Origin of the sequence: Delftia lacustris (genome assembly GCF_040267515.1) — a bacterium.
Lineage (GTDB): Bacteria > Pseudomonadota > Gammaproteobacteria > Burkholderiales > Burkholderiaceae_C > Comamonas > Comamonas tsuruhatensis.
In genome coordinates, this window is sequence record NZ_CP141273.1 from 21048 (window position 1) to 43168 (window position 22121).

Genomic DNA, 22121 nt, shown 5'->3' on the forward strand with positions numbered 1-22121 from the left:
CCTGAACATCGCCGCGCGCTTCAAGGACTTCCGTTTGGCGTAAAACATTGAAGTATCTTCACTCATTGCCGTGATGGGAAGAATTCACGTATGTCCGCAATAACGGGATGGGCTGTGGTCTGCGCAATGAGACGATTGACTGCGAGCGCCTCACCTACGGACACCATCGGAAGTTTCACAGCCAACATGCGCTCGGTTGCACACCAGTAACTGTCGGAATCAAATGAGGCATGCCCACGACAGGTCAGTGGCCTGTCGTCATAAATGCTGCACTTATGGTCCTTGAGAAAAGGGCACGCGAGGCCCGCAAACTTCTCGTCAGAATTATTTGTACTGAACCCTAAAGGCTGTGCTGCTATGCCCGTGGCTTTCGCAATACGCTCAGCCTCAACATTCGTTAGTTCAACTTTCATGTGGCAGCAGGAATCGCAACCTTCCTTGCACGCAACGTACGGCTGGCGCATAGCAGCGTATTCATCAACCAACGTATATAGTTTGCCGAGCTTTGCACGCGGCGAAGCATTCATGATGGCAATTTGCTTAGTTCGCTCGGTCGCTTCCACAATGAATGCCGTAGGAAGAGCCTTAATGTGTGAGGCTCGCTGAAGCTCCATGAACTTTTCGGAAGCCTCTAAACGAGCGGTATCAATCGTAGGCTTATCTGTCATATCAGAGTTCCCCTTGCGGACAGTTCTTCTACTTTCGTTCATTTGGAAAGGTGACTTGGCACGTTGCTGTACAAGGCATCAGGCCAGTCCGCCTCGCCGATCACATGTGCGTTGTCAACAATCAGCCCCGGTTCCACATGGCCACGCACCATGTGCGCGCGCAGGCTGCCTAGGACACCATCCGCAATGACGTGATCCTCGATGGCGGGCCACCAAAGAGGTGGCTCGACACGCTGCCATAGCAGTTCCTTCATGTCAGCTGCGATCGCCTCTCCGCTGTCCACGCTCAACAGGAGCGCACGGGTAACCTCCTTGACGTCTCCCTCATGCACCACAAATGCAGTCGAGGCATCTGGATTCTTGACCTGCAGGGCAACGCACGCTTGGTCGATATGTACAGCGCCCAGTTTTCGGTGAAAGGCAATGCCAACGCTATCTACTCGCATGTCTTTCCTTCAACTTTCCTCTGGGGTCGCTAGACGGAGCCAGTCATAGGCACAATAACTGTCGTGGACCATTCGTGCTGTTGCGAGTCGAACGTAACTTCCAACGGGCGGCCCGAACGGTCCACAAATCCAATCTTCTTCCCTACGGATAGTCCCAGTGCCTTTCGACGAATTAGTGAGTAGAAGGCCATACGTTTAGCCAAACGTCCTTTATTTTTCATGATCTATCCGTTTAACTGAACAAATGCGACGACCAGGCCGGACGCGCTCACTAGGAACGAAAGCAAGCAAGACGGGGCCGCATTCCTCGCTTGATTGAATCCAATGATGAAGCTGACCATCGAAGCGAGCACGCCAATTGCGCGATTGAGTTCCGCAGGAGCTGGGCCAACTCCTGCGAACAGCACGGCCCCACTCAAGGTAAAGACAACCCAGGCGCTGAGATTCTTCTCCATGATCCTTTCCGGTGGTCAGTCTTGTAGACGCTCTACAACGCCAATTTCATCGTGAGCTTGAACGAGCAGGCAAACAGCCTCTTCTAAGGTCGCTAGCGCCTTGGAATACCGACGTTCCTTTAGCAATGGATTTTCGAGCAATAGGTCCTTGATCCCATTCGCGTGCGCCTTGATACCGTCCATCACTGCAGTCTGTGCGTTGAATTCTTCAAAAGCCATGGTGTCACTTTCCTTGATCGCTAAACTGACTCGCACTGACCTGCAAGCCAGCTTTTGCATGCGTCATAGCTGCCGGAATAGCTAGTCCTGAAAATCCCGGCGGTTTACTTGCAATTGTAGTTGGGTTCGATGCTTACTGCTTTCATGATCCGCTCAGGTTGCCCTTATTCGGCAGGATTGCGGGGCGTGCGAACCTCGGCACCTGTCAGCTTGACCCCTTCAGGGCCAAACGAAAAACTAAGGACCCCACCGCGCACACGCACATCGTTCGGGCCGATGCCGATGGGGTTGGTCTTCAGCATGTCTACCATCTCTGCTTGTGTGACTTTTTGACCAATTTTGGCTTTTATTTCATCTGGCGTCATGGGTTTTCCTTGATCACTTTGGGTAAGAAGTACGCAGCAAACCGGATTCCAGTTTTACTGCCAGCGACTGTTCCACAAGGACCTTGGCAACCGTTTCAATCGAGTCACCCCACAGGCCCAGTTCGACAAGCCGCCTCAGATGCCCCTTGCCCTGTTCGCTGACATCAATTTTCAGACGGCAATCGGCTTGTTTCGGCTCACGGGACGATTCTTCCTCGCTCATGAAAACCTCAAGAGCAGCAGCTGCTGGATGCTCCTGTTTTTCAAAGCAGCCTTGCAAATAAATTGCGTCGGCTTCCAACAGTTCTTCGATCCACTTTGCACTCAACTCATTTCGTTTCTGCAGCAGCCTGCGCACCGCGTCCACGTAGTCTTGAAGGGTCGCGCATTGGCTGCTCGATAACGGCAGCGCCGCGGTCTCGGTCTTCTTCGGCATGTCCTTGCTCTCCTAGCTGTTCCTTAGCTCACGCAGCTTCTTTCGCATCTTTTTCCTTGATCAATGAGTGGCGCCAGCAGCATCTGCTTGGTCGCCAGGAAACAGGATGTCGAAGCCTGGTACAGGAATGACTCGACCATCGCGCAGGCAAGCTGCAGCGGAAACAAGGTGTTCATGGGCTGCGCGTTGAGGATGCGGCATCCACGCAAGGTATGCCAGAGAGGCCTGCGCTTCTTCTGCAAATACTTCGGCAGCTTCCTCAGGCCTGATGCCCTTTGCCTTGATCTGCATGTTCACCAGCTCTACCAGAGCGGCGCGGAATTGCTCCTTGATTTCAGTCCGACTCACTTTGCTTTCCTTCAATTCAAACTGGTCACGCGCTCAGGATCTGTGCCCCATGCGCGGACGCACAACCAAACTTGCAAGCGCCCATCGGAGCCACCTTCACCCCGCAGCAAGTCAACACCGAAAGGCTTGATGATTGCGTACACGCCAGGGGCAACATCTAAGCAGTCTCCAACCTCAACTTTCGCAGTCACTGCCCCTATCTGGTCAAGCAGTCTTTTGCGATCCCAGGCGGCAGGTGCTGCGGGCCGGAAAGGCAAGCCGCGCAAGTGATCCAGTGCAGCCTGCACATCAGGCTCAGAGATCACCAGATCGGCCTTTTTTCTTCCCAGCATCGCTGCTCTCCTCTCAGTAAGTAGACGGCGTGTCACCGCACTTCGCTTCGTATTCGGCGATGGCTTTTTCGATCAGCGCCAGGCGCTGGCCAGCGTTTTGCTGCACTGACCGATGTTGCTGGGCATCCATCCATGACATTGCCAAGACTCGCAGTACGGTATCGCCCCCATCCAAGAAGCTGTCAATCCACTTCTGGCGATTTTCAGTGACGAAGTAGCTCATGCTTTCCGATCAGTTGCGAGGTTCAAAGGACACGCAGCCGAAATCCGGCGCCGTGATCAAAGCTGCCCGGTAGCCGGTGCCATCGAGAGCCAAGGCTTTGACTCCGACGAACTCTGCCTTCAGCGTGCGGGCACCATCACCGGAGTCCTCTGGGTCGAACTCATCAAGGTCGTCGGTTGCATCGAAAAATTTCGGGACGTTGGTGCACTCTCCCATCCCCATGCGCCAACCAGGCTCCCCCTTTTCGGCTTTGGACCAGCGCCTACAAACCGCACAGTTCATCGTTGCCATCGCTTTCTCTTTCCTATAAAGCGACGCTCACGCCGCGTGCAGCCGCAAGCTCTGCGGCCGAGAGATGCACAGGGTTCAGCTCCAGCCGCCCCTGGTCATGCATGTGCAGCATGCACAGCAAATAGGTCGGGTCCGCTGGCCACTTGCATCGCTGCCAGTAGACTCGCAGATCGTCTCGAATCGGTTTTGGGTAGGCAGCAAAACGATTGCGCGCCCGGCGCCAGTCGGCAGCCCGAGCCGTTGAGCCACACTTTTACGGCCGTGCCGGCAGCCAGGGTAGCGTTGCACAACCGAAGTGCGACACCCGCGACGGTCAGGCTCCCATCTACTGCGACTTCAGCCGCGTGTTCGCCATACCGCACCGTGTTGAACCACATAGGGTCCAACATGCTGGGGCCTGGGACAGGGTAGGTTTGCATTGTGTGCTTCTGCCTCAAATACGAGCGGGCAGCAGCGACAGCTCACCGCGATTGACACGCCCCAGGGTGATAGCGGCGCAGTGATCGACCACCGTATCAATCAAGACTTGCGCATCGCCTGAGAACAGGTGCTTGAACTGATCCCATAGCACCTTACGCTCTGCTTCCGACTGCACGTTGATGCCGGCCAGTGATTCAGCCTGACCGAGGGAACCGCCTGCCCACCCGCCTAAACGGCGGAGGGTTTCTGAGGGACGAGTTTTCGACTTTGCCATGGTCGCTTTTCCCTTTTAGGCCATCGCGTCGTTCAGCGAGGATTCAATATCGTCAAAGGCTGTCAAAGCGTCATCCAGCGCAGATGCCGCAGCCTCGCTTGCTTGACCCCGTTCGGATGCCTTCAGGCCTTCAGGCATGTTGTCATAGGCATCCTGTTCCTCTCCATGCAGCGAATCAACGCGGCTCCGCAAATCAGCGAGCTCGTTGAGCACTTCTTCTATCTCTTTGCGGCGCTGTGCGTTCATGGCGTTCCTGGCTCTGTTGAATGCCTGTATTATTAGGGTACTTGTACCCTGCGTCAAGATGCTTTGATGTGCTGCTTGAAGTTCTTTTCGGCATGAGCCAGAAGCTCATCCTTTAGAGGCCTGAACTTTGGAGAATCGGCACGAACCAAGAATGCCTTGAAGGTGTTGATTGAGTATGCAGCGGGCCCAAGTCCAAGGTTGAAAACTGCAAGTGCTGCAGGTTGGCTGAGGCCGCTTGCCTCCACTAATTCGCGCAGGCGGTCGTTGTTGGTTTTTGCGGGGTTCATGTACCCATTGTGCCAATGTATACGGCGTCGGCAAACATGGCGCATATAGTCTCTTTGCTCACATCGACATACCGTTGCGAGCAACTTGCTGGATGGATGCATCACATCGGCCTCGGTCGAGAAATCTCTGTGATCGGCATGCGGCAGTGATGACCCAGGAGAGAACCGGGAGATCAGCTCCTGGCGGCCGAGAACCTGGTCCTCGATCGGGGCACCAGCAGCTGCTGCAGCTGGGCGATGCCGCCCGCCTGAGCCAGCGCCCGTGCAGGGTGCGCCAGGGTGCCGGCAGCAGTCGCAGGAGGTGCGGGCGAATGTCATGTGGCTACCCAGGCATCGGCCGTCGCCTGTTGCTCGACCACGCCGCACCAGGGCGCCAGCAGCAGCTGCAGGACGACTAGCAGGCGGTAGTCATGAGGCTCGCCAAGCCTAGGCCCCGGGCGGCCCAGGACCCAGTCCTTGATTGGGGCACCAGCCGCTGCTGCAGCTGGTCGATGCCGCCCACCTGGGCCAGCGCCCGTCCGCAGGGCACAAGGGTTCCGGAAGCTTTTGAGATTGCCCTACGGTCGTTGAAAGCGTGACCGCTTTGCGCCAACGGCTGTGCACTACCCTTGCGGGCAGTGCTTTCCTTTAAAAATTCACGGGAGCAAGGCTGACATCAGCTGATCATGCAGGTCTTGCGTAGCGGCAGCTTCCTCTTCGGAAGCACAGTTGGTACAAAGTCCATCTCTGACACTTTCGCCGTTGTAGTCACAGGAGCTGCACTGGTAGCAACGCCAGTACCAACAGCCATCGCGGGCAAAGCCTTCTGTGTTCGAACGCTTCTCGCGACCATTGAGGTAAGCCGCACGCAGACCAGTGTCATCAGCGAGCAGCGGGGGGACTTCCGCATCGGTTGCTTCCGACACGGCGCCGTCTGCGAATGCCATCATCTCCGCTTCCCATGCTGTAACCAGGCAGGATTGGTCACCCACAAGGTGGGCAATGTCTGCTTGGGCCATCAGGCACCGCGCTGCTAGTCCTCGCATCTGCTTTCCTTGAATGATCTCGCTCAGAAGAATTTATCCAAAAAATAAGGTGCAAAGATGATGAGAGGCCCAACGATCAACAATCGTTTGTCGCGCACCAGCAGCATACCTATGAGGTCCCACACAGGCGGCTTTTGGTCTCTTTGATTCATCAGCTTTCCCATGCCCTTACCCAGCTGGCCTTCATCAATATCCTCAGCGACACGCTCAAGCGCCCGCCACCTCCCGTATTTGACGGCCCGATCAATCAGTGCCTTGGTGGTTTCGTCTGCGCCAGGCGGTAGGAGTTGGGCGGTACCCGTGCGCCGGTCAAACCCCTGCTCCTCCTCCAAACGGATAGCTCTGGCTCGGATGTCGTCTATGACGGCGAATTTCGTAACACGTCCCATGGTCTTTCCTTTCAAACCACAGCATCGACGGTCTTAAACCATTCGGCCGCGACAGCGCGGAAATGGGGTTCGACCTTCTCGGCCTGTACCCTCCCCGCATCCACTTCTTTGATGTGCCCGCCAGCCCGTCCATCCTCCCAATACTTTTTGGCGTGAGCGACCATAGCGTCTGCATAGTAGCCACGCGAGCCCAGCTCCAGCGTCCGCATGGCCGCGCCAACGTGATCGCCAGCGCCAGGTATGCGTGAGTCGCCGAGCGCCGTGCACCACCCATGACCAGACGGAGAATTCGCCTCGGCGAAGGAGGGAAACACTCGCATGATCGCGGTGGCCAGGACCAGGGGGTGGCCAGGGTACACAGGCCAGTCCCCAGTCAGCTCATGGATGATTAAAGCGCCTTGCTCCATATCTTTCCTCGATTATTTCTGGGCTTATGAAGCCATTGCATCAGCAAAAACTCAGACTAAGTACCATTCGTCAGCGCTGTATTTGCGAGCATTAGACCGCACGTTCCGTGAAGCGCATTCGTGGTAGTTGAAATTCATGGCTTACCCATCGCGTCGCCATCCACAGGCTTCGACGCAAAGCTCACTACAGCAGAAGCTAGGGTCTCCAGACTAGAAGCCAAGGGTGCCAGCTGACGTTGCACGACCGCCTCCCCAGAAGCGATTGCCGCTCGCTGGAAGTCCCCTACTGCCTCATTGAACCCTTCTTTCACTGCGTCCTTGATCCCATCAGCACATGCTTCCGCTGCAGCAGTGGCGGCTAGAACTGTTGCGCCCGCAACAAGATCGAGCCCAGGAACAGGGAAGTAGAGAAAGGTCTTAAACGCGAGGCTGTCTTCGGGTTTCATTGTCATGCTTTCCTCTCCGTTTTTCTATCCACGCTCAAGCGGCGTCGCGCGCCACCACTGACCATCCCGGCTGATGGCCGCTGCCCGCTCTCTGCGACAGACGCCCAACTTGACCATGCGCGAACCGTTTTGCACAAACCGAAGGCCACGCAGCGCCTCGGTAGTAAAACGCTCCTTCAGCGTGGCATGGATCGGCTGCTTGTTCATGCCGCATTCCTAGAGATTGTTAAGCATTGAAGTACCCTGACCTCGGGGAATGGTCAGCACATGTGTAAAACCGGCTTTAGTGATGTGAAACGTCTTCAGACCCTCGTCTTCTTTATGCAGGATCACTCGCGTATTACGTTTTACCCGGTTGCGGGCATAGAAGGCCCTGCGCTTGGAAATGCGGCCTTGCGGATTGTTCTTAGGCATGGTGCTTTCCTCAATCAGAGCTTGGCTGCTTTGGAGATCACAGCTGCAGCCGCAGACTGCGCAGCCGCCGCCGCAGGACTGGTTAGCACCACAATCTCACCATCCACCCGATGGGCCGCTAGCTTTTCGCCCGTTTCAATGTCCTGCACATCAGCCTTGCCATTGATGGCAAGCTGAGTGGACAAGCGATGCTGGCCGCTCACGACCTTCAGTCTCGTACCGCTGACACGCTTAACTTGAATAGTCATAACTGGTTTTACCTACTTGTTCCGACGGGCAGTTAGCACCTTGCCCTGTTGATCGACCATGAACTGCACACCGTGAGACTGCCCATTCTGGGAGAACTGAGCCGCATGGGTGTCCGCTTCCGCCATTGTTTCAAACAACAAAATTGGAGCGCCATCGAAGAGCTTGCGATCTGGCAGCCACGCACCGGACTCCAACAGGTATTGCATTGACCCCATTCCGTAGAACTGCCCTACTCCCCACGTCTTTATCATGGCATGCTTTCCTCGATTTAGTTGGATCCCGCTGGCTCAGCAAAGAACGATGGGCCATGGGTTTCACTTGCCACGGAGAACCTGTAACCAAAGTCATCATCATGTTCCTCGCCAGCAATTTCTCCCTCACGCAGCCGGGAGAGAACCGCCTCAAGCAGCGAAATCACTTCATGGCGATGACTATGCCTTGTCCCTTGCAAGTGAATTGCCACCTGCTGCAATGGATAGGCATGCTCGATCCACGCGGCGTTGGTATGCATTTCAGGTTGCTCTGGCCAGGACCGAGGGAAGCCAGGGCCCCTTGCGAAGCCTGGATTGCTCACGCCGAGTGATGTGGCCAAGCTTTCTAGTGCGCAGAAAAATTCGTCATTACCACGCAGCCAACCGTTAACCCATGGGCATTCAGCGAGCAGTTGCGGCGCCTTCTGCTGCAACAGCTCCAGCAGCTCGCGGTTCTCGTCTACGCGCTTGTGGACACCGCCACCGATATTCTCCAAGACCATCAAGAGTGCTGGTGGGGCCTTTGGTCGGAAAAAGGTCAGGATTTTTTCGAGCATTTCTTTTTTCCTTCCAATCAAATCTCAGAACTGCCAACCCACTGGGCGCCCAAAAACGCATCCCAGGGTTCAGCCTTGGGCACGACGATTGCGTCGAGTGCATCGTGTGTCCAGCCTGCCTTGGGAGGCTGATGGGCCGCCAACTGATGGTCGCCAGCCCCTGTGACAAAGCGAAAAACGCAGTGCTCGTGGCCACTCAGCAAATCCGACTCAGCGTCACTTTCCGGGCGTGCAACGATCATGGCTTTCCTCTCAAACCTTAGATCCGCCCTGGCGCGTCACACCAGGGGTCCATACCGCATCCTCGATCGCAATCCCAGGGTTCGACTTGGCGAACTCTTTGCCGGCCGCGTAGCAGACAGCGCTGAGCGTTCCAGGGATCACGTTCGCGGTCTTGGCCAAGCCGCCATAGCCGTCCCAGAACGCCGTGCGGTGGCCCGCGCCACGATGCGGCTTGCCGTCGTGGTACAGCTCGCTCGATGGGTCGCGCGCAGCCGAAAGCATGGCGTCGTATGTCGCCTGGAACGATGGGGTCTTGTAGCGCGGCACAGCCACTTTTCCGATCATTTCGCGCCCGCAGGCGCACTCAGTTGAACTTCGCGACGTGCAGTGCCCGCACGCGCCGCCGCCACGGTGTCGAAGCCTTTGACTCCACAGCCAGGGTCTTCGCTGCAAAACTCGAACTTGCCTTCCAACGTGACAATGATTGAGCTACCGTCCTCACGCTCATCGTCTACTGCTGACACGTATGGCAGCATGCGGATCGCATCAAGGGTCTTGCTCATGGCTGCGCTTTCCTTGCTCAGAAGGTCCAGTAGGTCAGGCTCAAGTCTGCCGCCGCCTCGGGTAGCTTGGTTGTCCACTCGGGTGGGTAACCCGCGATAGGCTGCTCTGGCCAGCTCGCCAGCTCGGTCGCCGGGACATCTGCCCATGAAGGATCGACTTCACTGACCAGGTCGAGCTGCTCTGCGAGGCGGGCCTTGAAGCGACGCTCCCATCCTGCGCGAGCAATGCCGTGAGCCATGACGCCTATCTGTGACTCCGCCTTGGCCTCCTCGTAACCGACGTGCCACTCAATGTAGGCCTCACTCCTCTCGGCAAATTCAGGAGGCAGAGTCCGCCCGGCGTTAAAGGCCGAGCGACCCTGTTTTCTGTACTTCCGCCGATCAAACAGCTTTTCAGCCACTGCGTACTTTCCGATCAGTTCGTCGCTGTATCGGTGTAGGACACGTTATGCCCTTCGCGATGCAACACGTGAAGCATGTGGGCCACGGCTCGATAGAACGACGCCCCGTCTTTATTCAAGTGCAGAGGGCCTTCGCAATCGCGAGCCATGCGGTCACCTTCGTCTTTACGCGTCAGCGTCAGCGTCCCGGAAGGATGGCGAGATACTTTCAAATCAATCAACATAGTTGGCTTGCCTTCGTGGTTAGGTAGATCCGATTCTAGTAGCCATTGGCTACTTGTCAAGAGGCGGTCAACTTGCTCAAGCGCTCCTCGGTCGCGAAGGAGGTCGAGTAGCAGAGCGCAGCGAGCGATGTAGCGCGGAACAGGTCTACTACCCGTCGCGTAGCGCTTGTAGCCAACATAGTCACAGGCCAAGCGCTCAGCCATCATTTGTTGTGTAAACCCAAGGCGCTCACGGATAGCTTCCAGCTGCTGCCCCGTCATCAAACAGCCCTCGCCACAATGTCAGCCAGCCGCACTGCATCTCCCTCAACAAGCCGCTTCGTAGTGCTGACGCTCTTATGTCCAAGGATCGCCGCGATGTGCACCAGGTCGCGGCCTTGGCGGTGCTGCTTTACCGCGAAGGTGCGTCGAGCAGATTGGGCGCTGCCGCCCTCGATGCCGGCGTTCGTATGAAGGCGGGAGATGTAGGCACCGAGCGTGTTGCACGAGTAGCTACAGACGCCAGAGGGGAGCACTCGCTTGGTCAGGGTATAGGGCCTGCCGTCTTCGGTTAGGAACAAGGCGCTTTGGGGATCAAGACCACGGTACGCACCCTTCCTGACGGTGGCGCCATGCTTGCGCTCCAAGCGCCACACCAAGTAGGCATCCATTGCCGCGACAACGCGCCTATTCGACCAGAAAAGGGGGCGCTCTACTCCGTTGTGCGCGACATCGACGCGCACTGCGCTCGTGACGCGGACGTTGCCCTTGGCGTCGAGGTAGTCGCCAACCGTGATGGTGGCTAGCTCCGTAACCGACATGGCCGTTCCGTATAGAGTCAGGAGCAATGCGGTATCGCGTAGCGGGACGCGGCTGCAGGCAGCCGTCGCCTTGAGCAGGTGCTCGATCTGTTTGTCTTCGATGACGGGAGGTTTTGCCACTCTTGCAATTGTGCGTAGTTGACGAATTACATAGAGTGTATCGGTAGAGCGCCAGCCTGCCTATTGGCAGCGTGAGAGCCGGCGCCACATCAAGGAAAGTCGGATGACCCGACTTCCCCTATGCTGAGCCCTCACCAGCCTCGGATGCCACCACCTTGCGCGTGGCGCGCAGACCGCGTGCTTCCTGTACGAGGCGCTGGCCGTGTGCTGCATTCGCTTCTGAAACAGCCCTGCAGCCAGTGCAACTTCCAGAATATATCGAATGTGCTATGATTTGCACATCGGCATGTAAACGAGGCGACGAAAGTCGTGTGCCGACCCCGCCCCGCAAGGGGTTCCCGCCCAAGTGTGGGGATAGCCAAGGGGCTCGATTGTTTTCCTAAACGCCCTCCTCGTGAGGGCGTTTTCATTTGCCGATCTCCTCATCGACTCGATCTAGCTGAGGGCACAGATTCCGCATTCTCCACCAAATTCACGTCTTTCGCTCTTCGCCCGATTGTGGGACAGCACGAAGGCGGCTGAAGTGCCCATGCCTCCATGGCTATCCATGAGGTGGATGCAGGCAGGGGGGGACTGTAGGCCAAGCCGCATGCAGCCTCGACATCGAGGAAAGTTGGAAACCGGCTAACCATGAAAAAAGCCCCGAAACCGAAGTTCTCAGGGCTTTGTTTGAGAAGCAATTACACGCCTGGACTCGGTGACTCGTCACGCGCCTTCTCAGGCTCATCAAGCGCACCTACAGCGTCACAGAACCGATTGATGGCGTCGGGGTGAAGTACTCCAGCCAAGTCATCCAGAAGGCCGCATTCCGTGGCTTTCTTCAGTGCTTTCTGCAACTCATGCTTCGCTGCTTCCTTGGCATCTTCCTGCACGTCTCCGAGTTGAGGCAACGCTGATTTAACCTCATCAGGCCAAGCCTCGATCACCTCTCCGTCTGCGAATTTCACACGGTACATCGGGCCAACGTCATCGGCATCGTAGGTAGCTGGGTCAACAGGCCCTAGCAGCACGAAACTTTGTCCGTCGCGCGCCGCATGCTGCTCATAGGAGGACTGGAAAACTCCAGTTTTCTCCACGATCACACTAACGCTCGTCAGCGTATTGCTGTTGATTTCTCCGACAATGTAAGAAGCGAACACTTCCATCAATTTATTGAATTCGTCTGGGTTTGCGAAGTGTCCATCGGCATAGACGCCTTTAGAGACTCCGGCGAACTTCTGCAAACGCCGGCAACCAGCATTAATTGCATCAAGAACCGCTAGAGGCAGCTCTTCATTGAGACCCACAATGAATTTCGCCTGTTCCTCGTTAAGGCCCCAGCATTCTTGCGGATCGACCTTATCTCTCATACCAACATCGTAGTATGGGTCCGTCACGAAATAGTCTTCGATGGTCAGACCGATTGCAGGATGATCTTCGGCAGTGAACCAGGAAAGTTGCGACGGCAGCGTCAAACGCGTGGCACCGCAATCGCCAACGACCTGTGACTGTTGCCGCATAGGCTGCGCAGCCAAAGTGGCTCCAGTGTGCGCCAGATTCACAAACCTGGGAGCCAGCACACTACTAGCCGTCGCCTCGGGCGTGCTCCCATCCCAACATCCTCGCTCACTGTCCCACGCACTGGCATCAAAGTCATAGCAATCGCGCTCGCTGTAGATGTGGCCCTCATCCTCAGTCGCCAAACCACAAACATGGCCGTTGATGATCACAACGAAACCAAGGTCGCCTTGAACAAGCGCTGTCCAATCTGGCTTATCGCCAAGGAGCTCGCTCGCCAGCGCCAGCCAGCCGCGATATGTGGTGATGTCGTGTGTGGTTTTCATGTGCTACCTCTGGTGGAGAATCGATGTTTTGATTGTATGCGCATAAAATCAAGATTAACTATTTCCGACTCCTTTGCGGGGTTGTTTTCATGCGCATTAATTCAAATAGAATCCGTGAAATGGAACCACACAAGAAATCAACTCATGGCGGCGCCGGTCGCGGCCAGGGCCGTAAAACTCTCTCCGACGATGGAGAACCCCTGGTATCGCTGAACAGCAGCGTTACGGCCGCGCAGAAAGCCAAGTTCCGCGAGCACCTGGGCAGCGCGTGGCTCCGCGCGGCTATCGATGCAGCGCCGGTCAAGGAAAAGACGCCAGGCAAGACATCCTGAGAGCGGGAACTCCAGTGGCTTTTTGGACTACGACAGCGAGCATTCCTTCACAAATGAACCGCCGTCTACTTTCCTTTCTACTTGGACAGGGACCTATCGATCAATAAGCCATTCCGTGAAGCAAACTCCGGAATCAGCTGCACAAAAAAAAGCCCCGGAACCGAAGTTCGCAGGGCTTTTTGTTTTTAGGAGTTAGGGGGAACTAAAGGTGTTCGCCCTAAAAATCGACGGTTAGAGCTTCGGCGTCTGCGAGCCGGGGCTTACTCAACTCGATTCGATAGTCACGTTTCCATTTTTACGTGCTTGGACGCCGGCAGCAGTCTTCCCTTTATATGCCTGGCGCTCTCAGAATAGCGAGGCTTGACAAAGATTGGGAGTAGGCGCCTCCTTAACGGAAACCGGGGTGGGAGTGGGATGTTCCCCCCCCTGCCGGAGCTTCAGCAGTTCGCGCCTTTGGAGCATGTGCTCCTGAATAGTCCCACTTCCCTTCCAGAAAAGGATATTAACTTCCGGGGTGGCGTCTGTACGAGCATACGTACAGACGGGGTGACCGGCGAGGCTTGACCAAATAGTTGTGGCATCGCGAAAACTGTAGCTTCGCCAGCCGCTTTTTCGTAGTGACAACTCAAAGGCGATGGCCTCTTCTATCGAGAGTGGCGTTACAGTCGGAAGCGAGCGTACAAAATTGACCGGCTTGGCACAGACCATTTTTTGCCCTCGGACTTTAACGATCATTCCGGTCTTGTCCCCACGCGCTCGCAGGCGATCCCACTCTGAGGCACAAATTGCCCCAGTGGTCCTCCCACTATAGGCTTGCAAGGGATGAAGCTGCCAAGCATACACAACATAGTCGCCAGACCATCCACCTGTCTTAGTGGCAAAGACGGCGTATAGGAAGCCACCGTGCGTGAACTCCTTTACCGTCACGACATCGCCTACAGCCGTTTCGCTTAACCGATCTCCGCAATAGGCGTCGGCTGCCTCAGCCCAAACCTGCGAAGGAATCGAGATGCTTTTCGCCTCCGGCATGATCAGCCTTCCGACCGCTTCATTACATGCGGATGTTACTTCTGCACACGGATTTTCTTCAAACAACATAGCTTCATCTCCAAGAGAGACGGGCAGCAGCCCTAACGGGCCTTGCCCGTCAGGGTTTAAAATGATCGGCCGTAGCAGATTAATGATTTAAACCTTCATAGCTGAGTCGCTATCAAGATTTAATAGTAAATAGCAGAAGTCGCCATTATTGCTGAGTTCTTCAGAAGATTGGTATGCTATCAGTTGATTCGACATAACCGGACCCTCAGGAAGTTTTCTGCTTCCATAAACCTGGGCAGAAGTGTCTTTTGCGGCTCCTGCCAGGATTTTAGAAAGCGCCGAGCTTCAGCGGAGATGTTTCCTCTCGCTATTACGCAAAGACGCAATGATTTGAGAATCTGTGATATAGCCTAAAGCGACACTATATTCGAGACCGCTTTGACCCTCATAGATTATTTCGACATCCTGAGCCAGGACTTGGGCACCGGCAAAATCAAAGCGTTCGCCGCTTTTTATCTGCTCTAACCTCTTCTCGCTTTTGCCATAAACCACAAAGCCCCAGAGCTCGCCCGCTTCCATGGTGAAGCGAGGAAGGGCAATGCGGCGCTTGAATCGAAGCACCGCATAGAGTTGATTCGGAACGTTGGCAGGGTTAGAATTTTCCCCTTGGAATTGAGTTGCTTGCATGATTCATGCTCCTTTACAGAAACGACGAACCATGCCCCCTTGGGCTGTGGCCCGTCAGGGTTAAAAACCAGCTGGCGCTGGGGTTATTGCGATCGGTCAATAGACTGAACGTCTAAAGACTTAATGGACTCGTATGATTTTCCTCGGGCATCCGAAAGGCATCGACATACCGGAAGGTAGTGCATCCGTTTTCGAATCAGCGTCAGCAGGTTTCAACACCTTCTCGCCGCCAAGCAAGACTGCCAGGAAGCTATATCGGCGATTGAGCCTCGAACGGGCCTTTATCCTCCCGATCCAACAAGCTGGTACAGGCCTGAATCGTTGGCAGGATAGGGTATGAAGAATCGCTACTGAACGAATGCACAGGCGTCATCGCTTTGGAAGGCGCCAGCGAGCAAGCCTACGCATTGCTGTGCAGCTTGCTCCAGTACCGCCCCCTCGCATGGTCCACGCGGTGGAGGGCATGTTTCACGTGCCGTCTCCTGTTGCAGGTGACAGACACTGGCCCCTATCAGGCATCAAGTGCCTATCTGGGGTTTGAAAAAGCGACTTTCGTCGCTGCAAAGTGCTTCTTCACCCGAGGGCACGGCAGCTACCGTATCTACCACCAGCAGCACGCTGGCAGGCTGAAGATTTGCCCAAGCCCCCGCTTCCGAGGTGTGGCTTGGGTAAGCCATCGTTGCCAAGTCGCATGCTGACCGGGCGTCAATCCTACACGAAGAGCGAGACGCGCCCAAAGCAGCTGCCTCTGTCGCGTCGTTCAAGCCCGTGGGTAGGTGGTGTGCCGATAGCGATGGGCGTGTTCAACGTCGGCTTGGAGACTGCGTCCCGCGCCTGCTCTAGAGTTCTATGAAGCGATCGTGACGGCCTGACAACATTCGATGGAGATCAGGTTCCCGCTCGAACAACACGGAGGATAGATGGCCACGCTACCGTATACCTTTTACCCACTTGGGCCTGAAGAGCCTGCCGGTGTGTTCCACTGGGGCAAGGCCCCTCAACTCACGGAGAGTGACGTTTTGGCGGGTGTCGCCCGCCTGGGCGGTCGAAGGACACCGAACTACTGCCAGGCCTATCTTTGGAGCGCGGGCGAATTGCTGCAAACCGCCATAAACAAGAGGCTGCTTGACCACCACGCATTGCCCATTTTTTACCTTCAGCGTCACGCGGCAGAGCTCCTCCTCAAGGCGCCGCTCTCACTTGCAGTCGAAGTGCAAACGTATCGTGAGAGGCTGGGCATTCGGTCTTCTGGCTTTCCGACCCCAGGTCAGGCCAAGCGTGTTCATAGTTCTCACAACCTCCAGCTCCTCCTGAGAGATCTCGGCGCTATGCTAAGAGACATGCAGGTAGGCGTCATCCCACAGCCTCTGAGCGAGGCCGTGCATCAGATCGTTGCCATTGAAAAACATGCTACCTGGGCGCGATATGAATACAGCATCCAAGGTGACAGGCTCGTACATCACCTGGCTGATGAGGTCGTCGTCCCCTTGACTGCGATCCAAGGGCTTTTGTGCCGGGCAAATGACTCGCTAGGAGCCCTGTGGCCGTCTACTTCTGGGCTTGTGATGGGGAGGCTCAGCGAGATGCTTGAGTACGCTCTCCGTAGCGCAGGTGAGATCCCTTGAGTACCGGATGGGACTGGTGCTGATGATCGGGCCGCAAAGCGGCCCACGGCCCCTCTCTCATACGAAAGCCAGGGTCAAGCGCGGATCCGCGCTAAGTTCAAGGCCCTTCAGACCGAGAGCCCCCGTCAAACTTCCGTTCGTATAGCGTGATGAGGGTAGTGGAGGTGGTTGGGCGCGAGGGGTCTCTCGACGTAGACGCGGATCAGTCAGCCTCGAATACCTCGCGGGTCTTCAGCGCACGTTCCAGCACGATCACCCGCTTGCCGGCGCTCTTCCCCTGCGTCCGCTGCACCAGCCAGCAGGGCGCCTTCATGCAGGGCTTCTCTCAGGAAATCGTTCGCACCTCATTTCCGGACTTCGTAACGATGTAGAGGTCGTCGCTTTCAACGATCATGTTTGGACTCCTTCCAGTTTTACGGCAGCGGCCTGCAGGCCGCTAAAGATCGGTTCGGCCACATGCTCCGGGAAATCCGAGGGCAGCTGCGCGCTCACCTCCCGGATCACTTCTGGTGTGCAAGCTATATGGTCATCAAGGACACCCGCAACTGACCTTCCGTCCTAAGTCAAGATGTCGTGAAATTGGCACACGGCGTCAGCGTGGAGGGCGACATTGGATATCTTGTCCCGCGCCCTGAAAACTGATAGTCAGCTAACGCCACCCCTTGATGTTGGACCGTGACTCCTCGACCAAGAGTGCGTGGCTTGAAGGGAATCGCGAAGGCTTCAATTCAACCGTCACCCCCATGTGAAGCCGCAGGAGCCGCGCGCGATCCAGCTCCGCCTCTGCCTGCATTGCGTCAAGCGGAGGGCCTTGAAAACTTCCCATCGGGTCGTCTCTGTGAGAGGAACCAGCAGTGGGCCGGAACGGCCGACAAACGGCCTGCTGCCCCCGGATGTCATGCTCCCTTTGCCTTGTGACCGGGGCCAACAAGGAGGCTTGGCCATTTTCAACAGAGACGCTGAACAGCACGGTCCCAGCAAAAGTCGTGACCTGGCCTTCCCAGGAGGTTGGTTCGTGAGCGGGAATAGCCACATCCTGGCTGCTCGGAGTGGTTAGGTGGGCCTCGATCTTGCGGATAAGTTCCTGCGTGGACGGAACGAGTGGTAAGCGGCGCAGATAGGCCGCTGTCTCCTCTAAGAGGGCTAGTGAGGGATCTGTCGAGGACGTGGCTTGCATCACTGGGCAAAAACTACTGCAGCCCGGCAAGTAGATCCAGATGCTGGACGGGCGCCTGGAGGTTGCCGGAATAGAAGATGAATCGTGCTCAACTCTAGGCCCTCGCTTCCAACACGGCGGCTTCATCACAGGAGCGGCCGAGAGTAGCAACGAATGGTGGCCGGACGCTGGCGTTCCGGCTACTCGAAAAGAGAGCCCTTTCCTGTCTACCGAGATGAACTAGGCATCGGTACCGGGAATCGTCTGCTGGCTTCGGCGCTGTTTCTCAACATTCTTTGACTGCTCTTTTGCTCTTCGTGCATCCATCGCGCTGCTCCAATTCTTAACGAGTTCGAGCATCACCGCTGCGTCGATTTCCACCTTCCGGCCCTTCAACTTTGAGGGAGGAAGCTTCTCAAGCTCGGCTAGCTCGCGCCGCTTCTTCGAATCCAACGACTCCACCACGCCTTGCACCGAGCTGATGATGCCCCCAGCAATCTTGCGGGGAGGAAACCACTCACGAATTGCTGCAGGCCGGATCTTCGTCTTTCCTTTGGCCTGCTCTTCTTCCAAGGTCTTGCGCAGGAATTCAAGAGCACCGTCGCCGCGCTCGCGCAAGACCTCGATGGCCGTGGTAGCCGATACCTTATCTGTGTTGACCATCCGCTGAATCTCAGCCGGTGCCTCGGCCAGCACCAGCATGCCCTGCACATGCGACAGTTCCTTGTTGCGGCGCTTCGCGATCTCTTCTTCGGTGGCGCCCAGGTGGACCAGCTTGAGATAGTTGCGAGCGATGCCCACCGGGGTGAGCTTGAGCCCACTTTGACTATCCAGCTGGCAGTTCACCCGATCGACATCGTTGCCTCGAAATGGGATGCACACGAGAAATGGGACGGATGCGCCGCGCGAGATTGCGAGCATGGCACCCCGGGCACGCTGGTGGCCTTCGACAATGAAGAACTTCCCCGTGCCGGCGTCGATGCGGACCACCAGGTGCGGCACAAACCGCCCTTCGGCGTACGCCTCCGCGAATTCCTCGATCTTGGCGACCACACGAGGATCGTCATACTCCCGCTGATTGAAGCCTGGTTCTTCCAAGAGCAGGTGCGGCGGGATTTTGAAGACATCGTCCTTCTTCACGCCCGTCTGCTCCGAGTGCGAGGCCTGCGCCTTGAAGGACCTGTGGATGGTTGGGGTTGCGGCTGTCGCCATAAAGCTCCTCATACAGTCACAAAAGTAGTTGACTGTAAATGCAATGCTACTACAACAATTACCTAAGTCAATATTTAGACAACAATTAATTGCCAATCTACAACAATTAAATCACAAAAATAGTCAATGTATTCAACACGTTAGCGATTTGGTATTGAACGTGTGGTTGTTCTGGGGAGTTGCACCGCCTTCCGGTAGAAGCGCAACAGCGATAGCGTAATACGGGAGATCTGCCAGGCGGCGCCCTTCTTGTACATTCATCCACCCAGTAGCGGGATTGCTTGTTATCAAGGAGCGGTCCGAAGACACTGTCCCAGCTAAGCGTCTTCCGCGTCAGGAGCCAGTGACGCCCCTGAAATGCATGTGACTACAGCGGCCAACGTTTAAGGTGAACTGGCAGGGAGGCGGCCACATCGGTCTTGGACGTCGATGGCAAATGCCGGATGCAGATCCCTGCAGCCTTCACATGAGGATGAGGGTATCGCTGTGCCTGTTGCTGGCCAGTGCGTTCCCAGTGATCGCATAGTAGCGGCCTTGCCATCAGTAGTCTTTCAGTTGTGATTCTGTATCTCCTCTGTCGCCTTTCAGTGGCAAGCAATCCCTTTGATCGAAGGTCCAGGTTGCCACTCAACTCTCAGTCGCTGCTCAGTCACAAACGCCCCTTTCTGTTAAGCCTTCCGTGCAGTCGTACTTCGAGCTGGACTTTACCCTCTCTAAACCTGCCGGTGCAGCTGGAAGCCACGGGTCAGTCCCTGCATCTGGGTGACTAAGCTGGCGCATCGCCTGCGTCTCGGCAGCCATGTCATAGGCCCAACCGTTGTCTGCTGCAGCATTGAAGTCTTAGCTGTTGCATGCTGCAGTTCGCAGGATTGTCTGAGCGATGGGCACTCGTCTGGAATTTGACCTGTGGATAACTTCAAAGGTCCCAACGGGATGTTTTCCGAAGGATTGCATAAATACAGATACTGAAGCTGCAAGGTTCCCACATGATCGCCGGCTTTACTCGGTGTCTCGCTTGGGAACAATCCGCCCGTCATGAATCGCCTCGACGAATGCCTCACTGATGATGTGAACCAGGCGCGTACCGTTTGGCTGCACCTCATACAGCACCCCTCCTTCCACGCAGAACGCCCGGTTGTTCTTGCGACCGATGTAATGGCGCCCTTCCATGGCTTCAAGCTTATTTGCCAAAAATTCGGAAATTTTTGTAGTTTTCTCAATTTCTTCGGATTTTCTCGCAGAGTATCCAAAATCCCTTCCTGATCCGATAAGCTTTCGCAGATAAGCAAATATCTCCCTCGCAGGAAGCTCCTCAACGTACTTTCTTGCGGTCAGCATGATGTCGGAAAGGCGCTGTTGGGCATCTTTCGCCGCTCGCATCAGGGCGAGAACACCAAATGCACTGACACCTTTCTCACAGAGCCAGGCAAGTTCCTTCGGAAGAAGTGCGTTACCCACTTTGACGAAGGCGGAGCGCCCAGCCTTGGTGGACTCAGCCGGAGAGCTTGGAGACTTAGGCGGTTCGGCTTGTTTAGTCCTAAGAGGGTGGCCAGTCCGATCTTGTGCACTGGCAATAGGCTTTCCCTCCTGGTCGACCAAATTCAAGGCCAGCAGAAAGCTCCGAGTTGGTGTTATAGGAGATGTCGAGCCACGGTTTCCAAAGAATGCTCTACGCTCGCGCTCAATGAAACCGTTACCTTCGAGCCATTTGACAGCTCTATGCACCGAGTCTATGGATTTCCCAGATTCGTCAGCAATGGTGGCCCGAGAGGCAAAGATCCCCGTGTATGGACTTTTCAGGTCAATCTTTTGAACTATGCGCAGTACGATGCGCAGGAATCCATCTGGCATTGCATGGAAGGCCGATGTATGCGGCAGAGCTGTGCAAGCCCTGGTGATCAGGTACGGGAAGTTTGTAGGTGCGAGCGTTTCCATCGCAGTCTCCGAATAAGGACACGATTCCTTGACGGAGCTGGAGGAACGACTTACTATTGAATCCGTGGTCTGGATTTTTTCCGATTGGCGTCGGTAGAAGTCAGGTTCCGTCACAGCACCCGTCTAACGAGTGCAGAAACCCCGGTAGTTGGCGCTTCCGGGGTTTTTTATTGCCTGTGCTAAGTCATGGGCCTAATCTCCAAAACGTGGACTCCAGAAACGCCGAACCCCGCTCGGTGGCGGGGTTCGGTTGGGGGGAGTGCGGAAGCTGATGGTGGTAGGTTGGGCATCCTCGCCCTCGTTGATGGTTCATACGTATGAACCATCAACGTCGGTAAGGTGCAAGTGCCCCCCGGACCGTGGTTCATACGTATGAACTGGGCTCCTGCGCAGCTGTAGGCGAACCCCGGCGGCGGCGAGCCAAATTCATACGTATGAACCGGTAGCTTCCTGGTGGTCTTTGGCACATGTTGTGTTCTTCCAGTGCGCCTTCCCCATATAGCTGAGGAAGCCTCGTCACTCTCAGAACTTGCCGCGTCCAGGACGAAGTTCGCGCACCTCGAACCTGAATCAGATTCAGGTTCGAACTCACTTCCAAAGGCCTGCTCATAAGGCAATTGTGCGGACGAGCAATTCATACGTATGAACTGCGACGAGAGCCAGCCATGAGGCATGAAGCCGCCGTCAACAACGGTGCTTGAACCGCTTGTGTAATCTTCAGCTGCTTGAGCTTCGGAGCATTCGGGCCTGCGTAGGCAAAGGGTTGCTTGTAGGCCGGACGAGTCGACGTGCGATCCATCCCCAAGTTCATACGTATGAACTGGACGGCGCTTGCCAGCCGAGTTCATACGTATGAACTGCGACGAGAGCCAGTCATCAGGCATGAAGCCGCTGTCAACAAGGGGTTTTGAACCGTTTGTGAAATCTTCTGCTGCCTGTGCTTTACAGCGTTCGGTGTGACGTCGGGAAGGCGCTGCTTGCTGGCCGGACGACTCGATGTGCGATCCATCCCCAAGTTCATACGTATGAACTGGACGGCGCTTGCCACCCGAGTTCATACGTATGAACTGCGACGAGAGCCAGTCTTCAGGAGCGAAGCCAACTTCAACAAAGTTGCTTGAACCGTTTGTGAAATCTTCAGCTGCGTGAGCTTTGGAGCGTTCGGAGCGGCGTCCGGAAGGCGCTGCTTGCTGGCCGGACGACTCGATGTGCGATCCACCTCCAAGTTCATACGT

At 56.0% G+C, this 22121-nt stretch carries 33 protein-coding genes; 1 reads left to right on the forward strand and 32 read right to left on the reverse strand.

Annotated elements, in window-relative coordinates:
• Positions 1-62 precede the first annotated feature (62 nt).
• From U6958_RS00145 to U6958_RS00280, 28 genes are all read right to left on the reverse strand, one after another.
• Positions 63-668, reverse strand: a complete 606-nt coding sequence (locus U6958_RS00145; protein WP_167368405.1) for a YkgJ family cysteine cluster protein — start codon at positions 666-668, stop codon at positions 63-65.
• Positions 669-706: 38 nt separating this feature from the next.
• Positions 707-1114, reverse strand: a complete 408-nt coding sequence (locus U6958_RS00150; protein WP_074921810.1) for a hypothetical protein — start codon at positions 1112-1114, stop codon at positions 707-709.
• A 224-nt stretch (positions 1115-1338) separates the two neighbouring features.
• The gene (locus U6958_RS00155; RefSeq protein ID WP_143044548.1) at positions 1339-1569 is read right to left on the reverse strand and encodes a hypothetical protein; all 231 of its coding nucleotides are present in this window, start codon (positions 1567-1569) and stop codon (positions 1339-1341) included.
• Between the two features lie 15 nt (positions 1570-1584).
• Entirely contained in the window at positions 1585-1788 is a 204-nt protein-coding gene (locus U6958_RS00160) for a hypothetical protein (RefSeq protein WP_074921808.1), read from the reverse strand.
• A 164-nt stretch (positions 1789-1952) separates the two neighbouring features.
• On the reverse strand, positions 1953-2153 hold the full coding sequence (locus U6958_RS00165; protein ID WP_143044547.1) for a hypothetical protein: 201 nt from the start codon (positions 2151-2153) through the stop codon (positions 1953-1955).
• A gap of 13 nt (positions 2154-2166) precedes the next feature.
• On the reverse strand, positions 2167-2589 hold the full coding sequence (locus U6958_RS00170) for a hypothetical protein (RefSeq protein WP_074921806.1): 423 nt from the start codon (positions 2587-2589) through the stop codon (positions 2167-2169).
• A 60-nt stretch (positions 2590-2649) separates the two neighbouring features.
• Positions 2650-2937: a hypothetical protein gene (locus U6958_RS00175; protein WP_074921796.1), complete on the reverse strand. Its 288-nt coding sequence runs from the start codon at positions 2935-2937 to the stop codon at positions 2650-2652.
• 11 nt (positions 2938-2948) lie between these two features.
• Entirely contained in the window at positions 2949-3269 is a 321-nt protein-coding gene (locus U6958_RS00180) for a hypothetical protein (protein WP_074921795.1), read from the reverse strand.
• Positions 3270-3282: 13 nt separating this feature from the next.
• Positions 3283-3492: a hypothetical protein gene (locus tag U6958_RS00185; protein ID WP_074921793.1), complete on the reverse strand. Its 210-nt coding sequence runs from the start codon at positions 3490-3492 to the stop codon at positions 3283-3285.
• A 9-nt stretch (positions 3493-3501) separates the two neighbouring features.
• Entirely contained in the window at positions 3502-3783 is a 282-nt protein-coding gene (locus tag U6958_RS00190) for a hypothetical protein (protein ID WP_074921790.1), read from the reverse strand.
• A gap of 433 nt (positions 3784-4216) precedes the next feature.
• Positions 4217-4477 (reverse strand): hypothetical protein, encoded by a 261-nt coding sequence (locus U6958_RS00195; protein WP_143044546.1) that lies wholly within the window; start codon positions 4475-4477, stop codon positions 4217-4219.
• Positions 4478-4492: 15 nt separating this feature from the next.
• A complete protein-coding gene (locus U6958_RS00200) occupies positions 4493-4723 on the reverse strand; it encodes a hypothetical protein (protein WP_074921788.1) in 231 nt (76 codons plus the stop codon).
• 53 nt (positions 4724-4776) lie between these two features.
• Positions 4777-5010, reverse strand: coding sequence for a hypothetical protein (locus tag U6958_RS00205; RefSeq protein WP_143044545.1), 234 nt, complete (start codon positions 5008-5010; stop codon positions 4777-4779).
• Between the two features lie 635 nt (positions 5011-5645).
• Entirely contained in the window at positions 5646-6008 is a 363-nt protein-coding gene (locus tag U6958_RS00210; RefSeq protein WP_074921786.1) for a hypothetical protein, read from the reverse strand.
• Between the two features lie 50 nt (positions 6009-6058).
• The gene (locus tag U6958_RS00215; RefSeq protein WP_074921784.1) at positions 6059-6424 is read right to left on the reverse strand and encodes a hypothetical protein; all 366 of its coding nucleotides are present in this window, start codon (positions 6422-6424) and stop codon (positions 6059-6061) included.
• Between the two features lie 541 nt (positions 6425-6965).
• Positions 6966-7283: a hypothetical protein gene (locus U6958_RS00220; RefSeq protein ID WP_143044544.1), complete on the reverse strand. Its 318-nt coding sequence runs from the start codon at positions 7281-7283 to the stop codon at positions 6966-6968.
• Between the two features lie 18 nt (positions 7284-7301).
• The gene (locus U6958_RS00225; RefSeq protein ID WP_143044543.1) at positions 7302-7484 is read right to left on the reverse strand and encodes a hypothetical protein; all 183 of its coding nucleotides are present in this window, start codon (positions 7482-7484) and stop codon (positions 7302-7304) included.
• A gap of 9 nt (positions 7485-7493) precedes the next feature.
• The gene (locus tag U6958_RS00230) at positions 7494-7691 is read right to left on the reverse strand and encodes a hypothetical protein (protein ID WP_143044542.1); all 198 of its coding nucleotides are present in this window, start codon (positions 7689-7691) and stop codon (positions 7494-7496) included.
• Positions 7692-7705: 14 nt separating this feature from the next.
• Positions 7706-7939, reverse strand: coding sequence for a hypothetical protein (locus U6958_RS00235; protein ID WP_074921780.1), 234 nt, complete (start codon positions 7937-7939; stop codon positions 7706-7708).
• A 12-nt stretch (positions 7940-7951) separates the two neighbouring features.
• Positions 7952-8146 carry a hypothetical protein gene (locus U6958_RS00240; protein ID WP_143044541.1) on the reverse strand — a complete coding sequence of 65 codons (195 nt, stop codon included), beginning with the start codon at positions 8144-8146 and terminating at the stop codon, positions 7952-7954.
• A 62-nt stretch (positions 8147-8208) separates the two neighbouring features.
• A complete protein-coding gene (locus U6958_RS00245; protein ID WP_208607054.1) occupies positions 8209-8748 on the reverse strand; it encodes a hypothetical protein in 540 nt (179 codons plus the stop codon).
• Positions 8749-8765: 17 nt separating this feature from the next.
• Positions 8766-8990 carry a hypothetical protein gene (locus U6958_RS00250; protein WP_074921776.1) on the reverse strand — a complete coding sequence of 75 codons (225 nt, stop codon included), beginning with the start codon at positions 8988-8990 and terminating at the stop codon, positions 8766-8768.
• 10 nt (positions 8991-9000) lie between these two features.
• The gene (locus U6958_RS00255; protein ID WP_232357031.1) at positions 9001-9315 is read right to left on the reverse strand and encodes a hypothetical protein; all 315 of its coding nucleotides are present in this window, start codon (positions 9313-9315) and stop codon (positions 9001-9003) included.
• Positions 9312-9533: a hypothetical protein gene (locus U6958_RS00260; RefSeq protein WP_074921774.1), complete on the reverse strand. Its 222-nt coding sequence runs from the start codon at positions 9531-9533 to the stop codon at positions 9312-9314. The genes U6958_RS00255 and U6958_RS00260 overlap by 4 nt, the downstream gene beginning before the upstream one ends.
• Positions 9534-9550: 17 nt before the next feature.
• Positions 9551-9934, reverse strand: coding sequence for a hypothetical protein (locus tag U6958_RS00265; RefSeq protein ID WP_074921772.1), 384 nt, complete (start codon positions 9932-9934; stop codon positions 9551-9553).
• A gap of 14 nt (positions 9935-9948) precedes the next feature.
• The gene (locus U6958_RS00270) at positions 9949-10419 is read right to left on the reverse strand and encodes a hypothetical protein (protein WP_074921770.1); all 471 of its coding nucleotides are present in this window, start codon (positions 10417-10419) and stop codon (positions 9949-9951) included.
• A complete protein-coding gene (locus U6958_RS00275; RefSeq protein WP_074921767.1) occupies positions 10419-11078 on the reverse strand; it encodes a site-specific integrase in 660 nt (219 codons plus the stop codon). The genes U6958_RS00270 and U6958_RS00275 overlap by 1 nt, the downstream gene beginning before the upstream one ends.
• 680 nt (positions 11079-11758) lie before the next feature.
• Positions 11759-12901, reverse strand: coding sequence for a hypothetical protein (locus U6958_RS00280; protein WP_074921764.1), 1143 nt, complete (start codon positions 12899-12901; stop codon positions 11759-11761).
• Between the two features lie 119 nt (positions 12902-13020).
• Between U6958_RS00280 and U6958_RS00285 the strand changes: the two genes are divergently transcribed.
• A complete protein-coding gene (locus tag U6958_RS00285) occupies positions 13021-13233 on the forward strand; it encodes a hypothetical protein (RefSeq protein WP_139093293.1) in 213 nt (70 codons plus the stop codon).
• 345 nt (positions 13234-13578) lie between these two features.
• Here U6958_RS00285 and U6958_RS00290 read toward each other — a convergent pair whose 3' ends face one another.
• From U6958_RS00290 to U6958_RS00305, 4 genes are all read right to left on the reverse strand, one after another.
• Positions 13579-14331, reverse strand: a complete 753-nt coding sequence (locus U6958_RS00290) for a hypothetical protein (protein ID WP_143044540.1) — start codon at positions 14329-14331, stop codon at positions 13579-13581.
• 285 nt (positions 14332-14616) lie between these two features.
• The gene (locus tag U6958_RS00295; RefSeq protein WP_074921761.1) at positions 14617-14958 is read right to left on the reverse strand and encodes a hypothetical protein; all 342 of its coding nucleotides are present in this window, start codon (positions 14956-14958) and stop codon (positions 14617-14619) included.
• A 3021-nt stretch (positions 14959-17979) separates the two neighbouring features.
• Positions 17980-18879 carry a hypothetical protein gene (locus tag U6958_RS00300; protein WP_143044539.1) on the reverse strand — a complete coding sequence of 300 codons (900 nt, stop codon included), beginning with the start codon at positions 18877-18879 and terminating at the stop codon, positions 17980-17982.
• Positions 18880-19950: 1071 nt separating this feature from the next.
• Positions 19951-20886, reverse strand: a complete 936-nt coding sequence (locus U6958_RS00305; protein ID WP_143044538.1) for a hypothetical protein — start codon at positions 20884-20886, stop codon at positions 19951-19953.
• Positions 20887-22121 lie beyond the last annotated feature (1235 nt).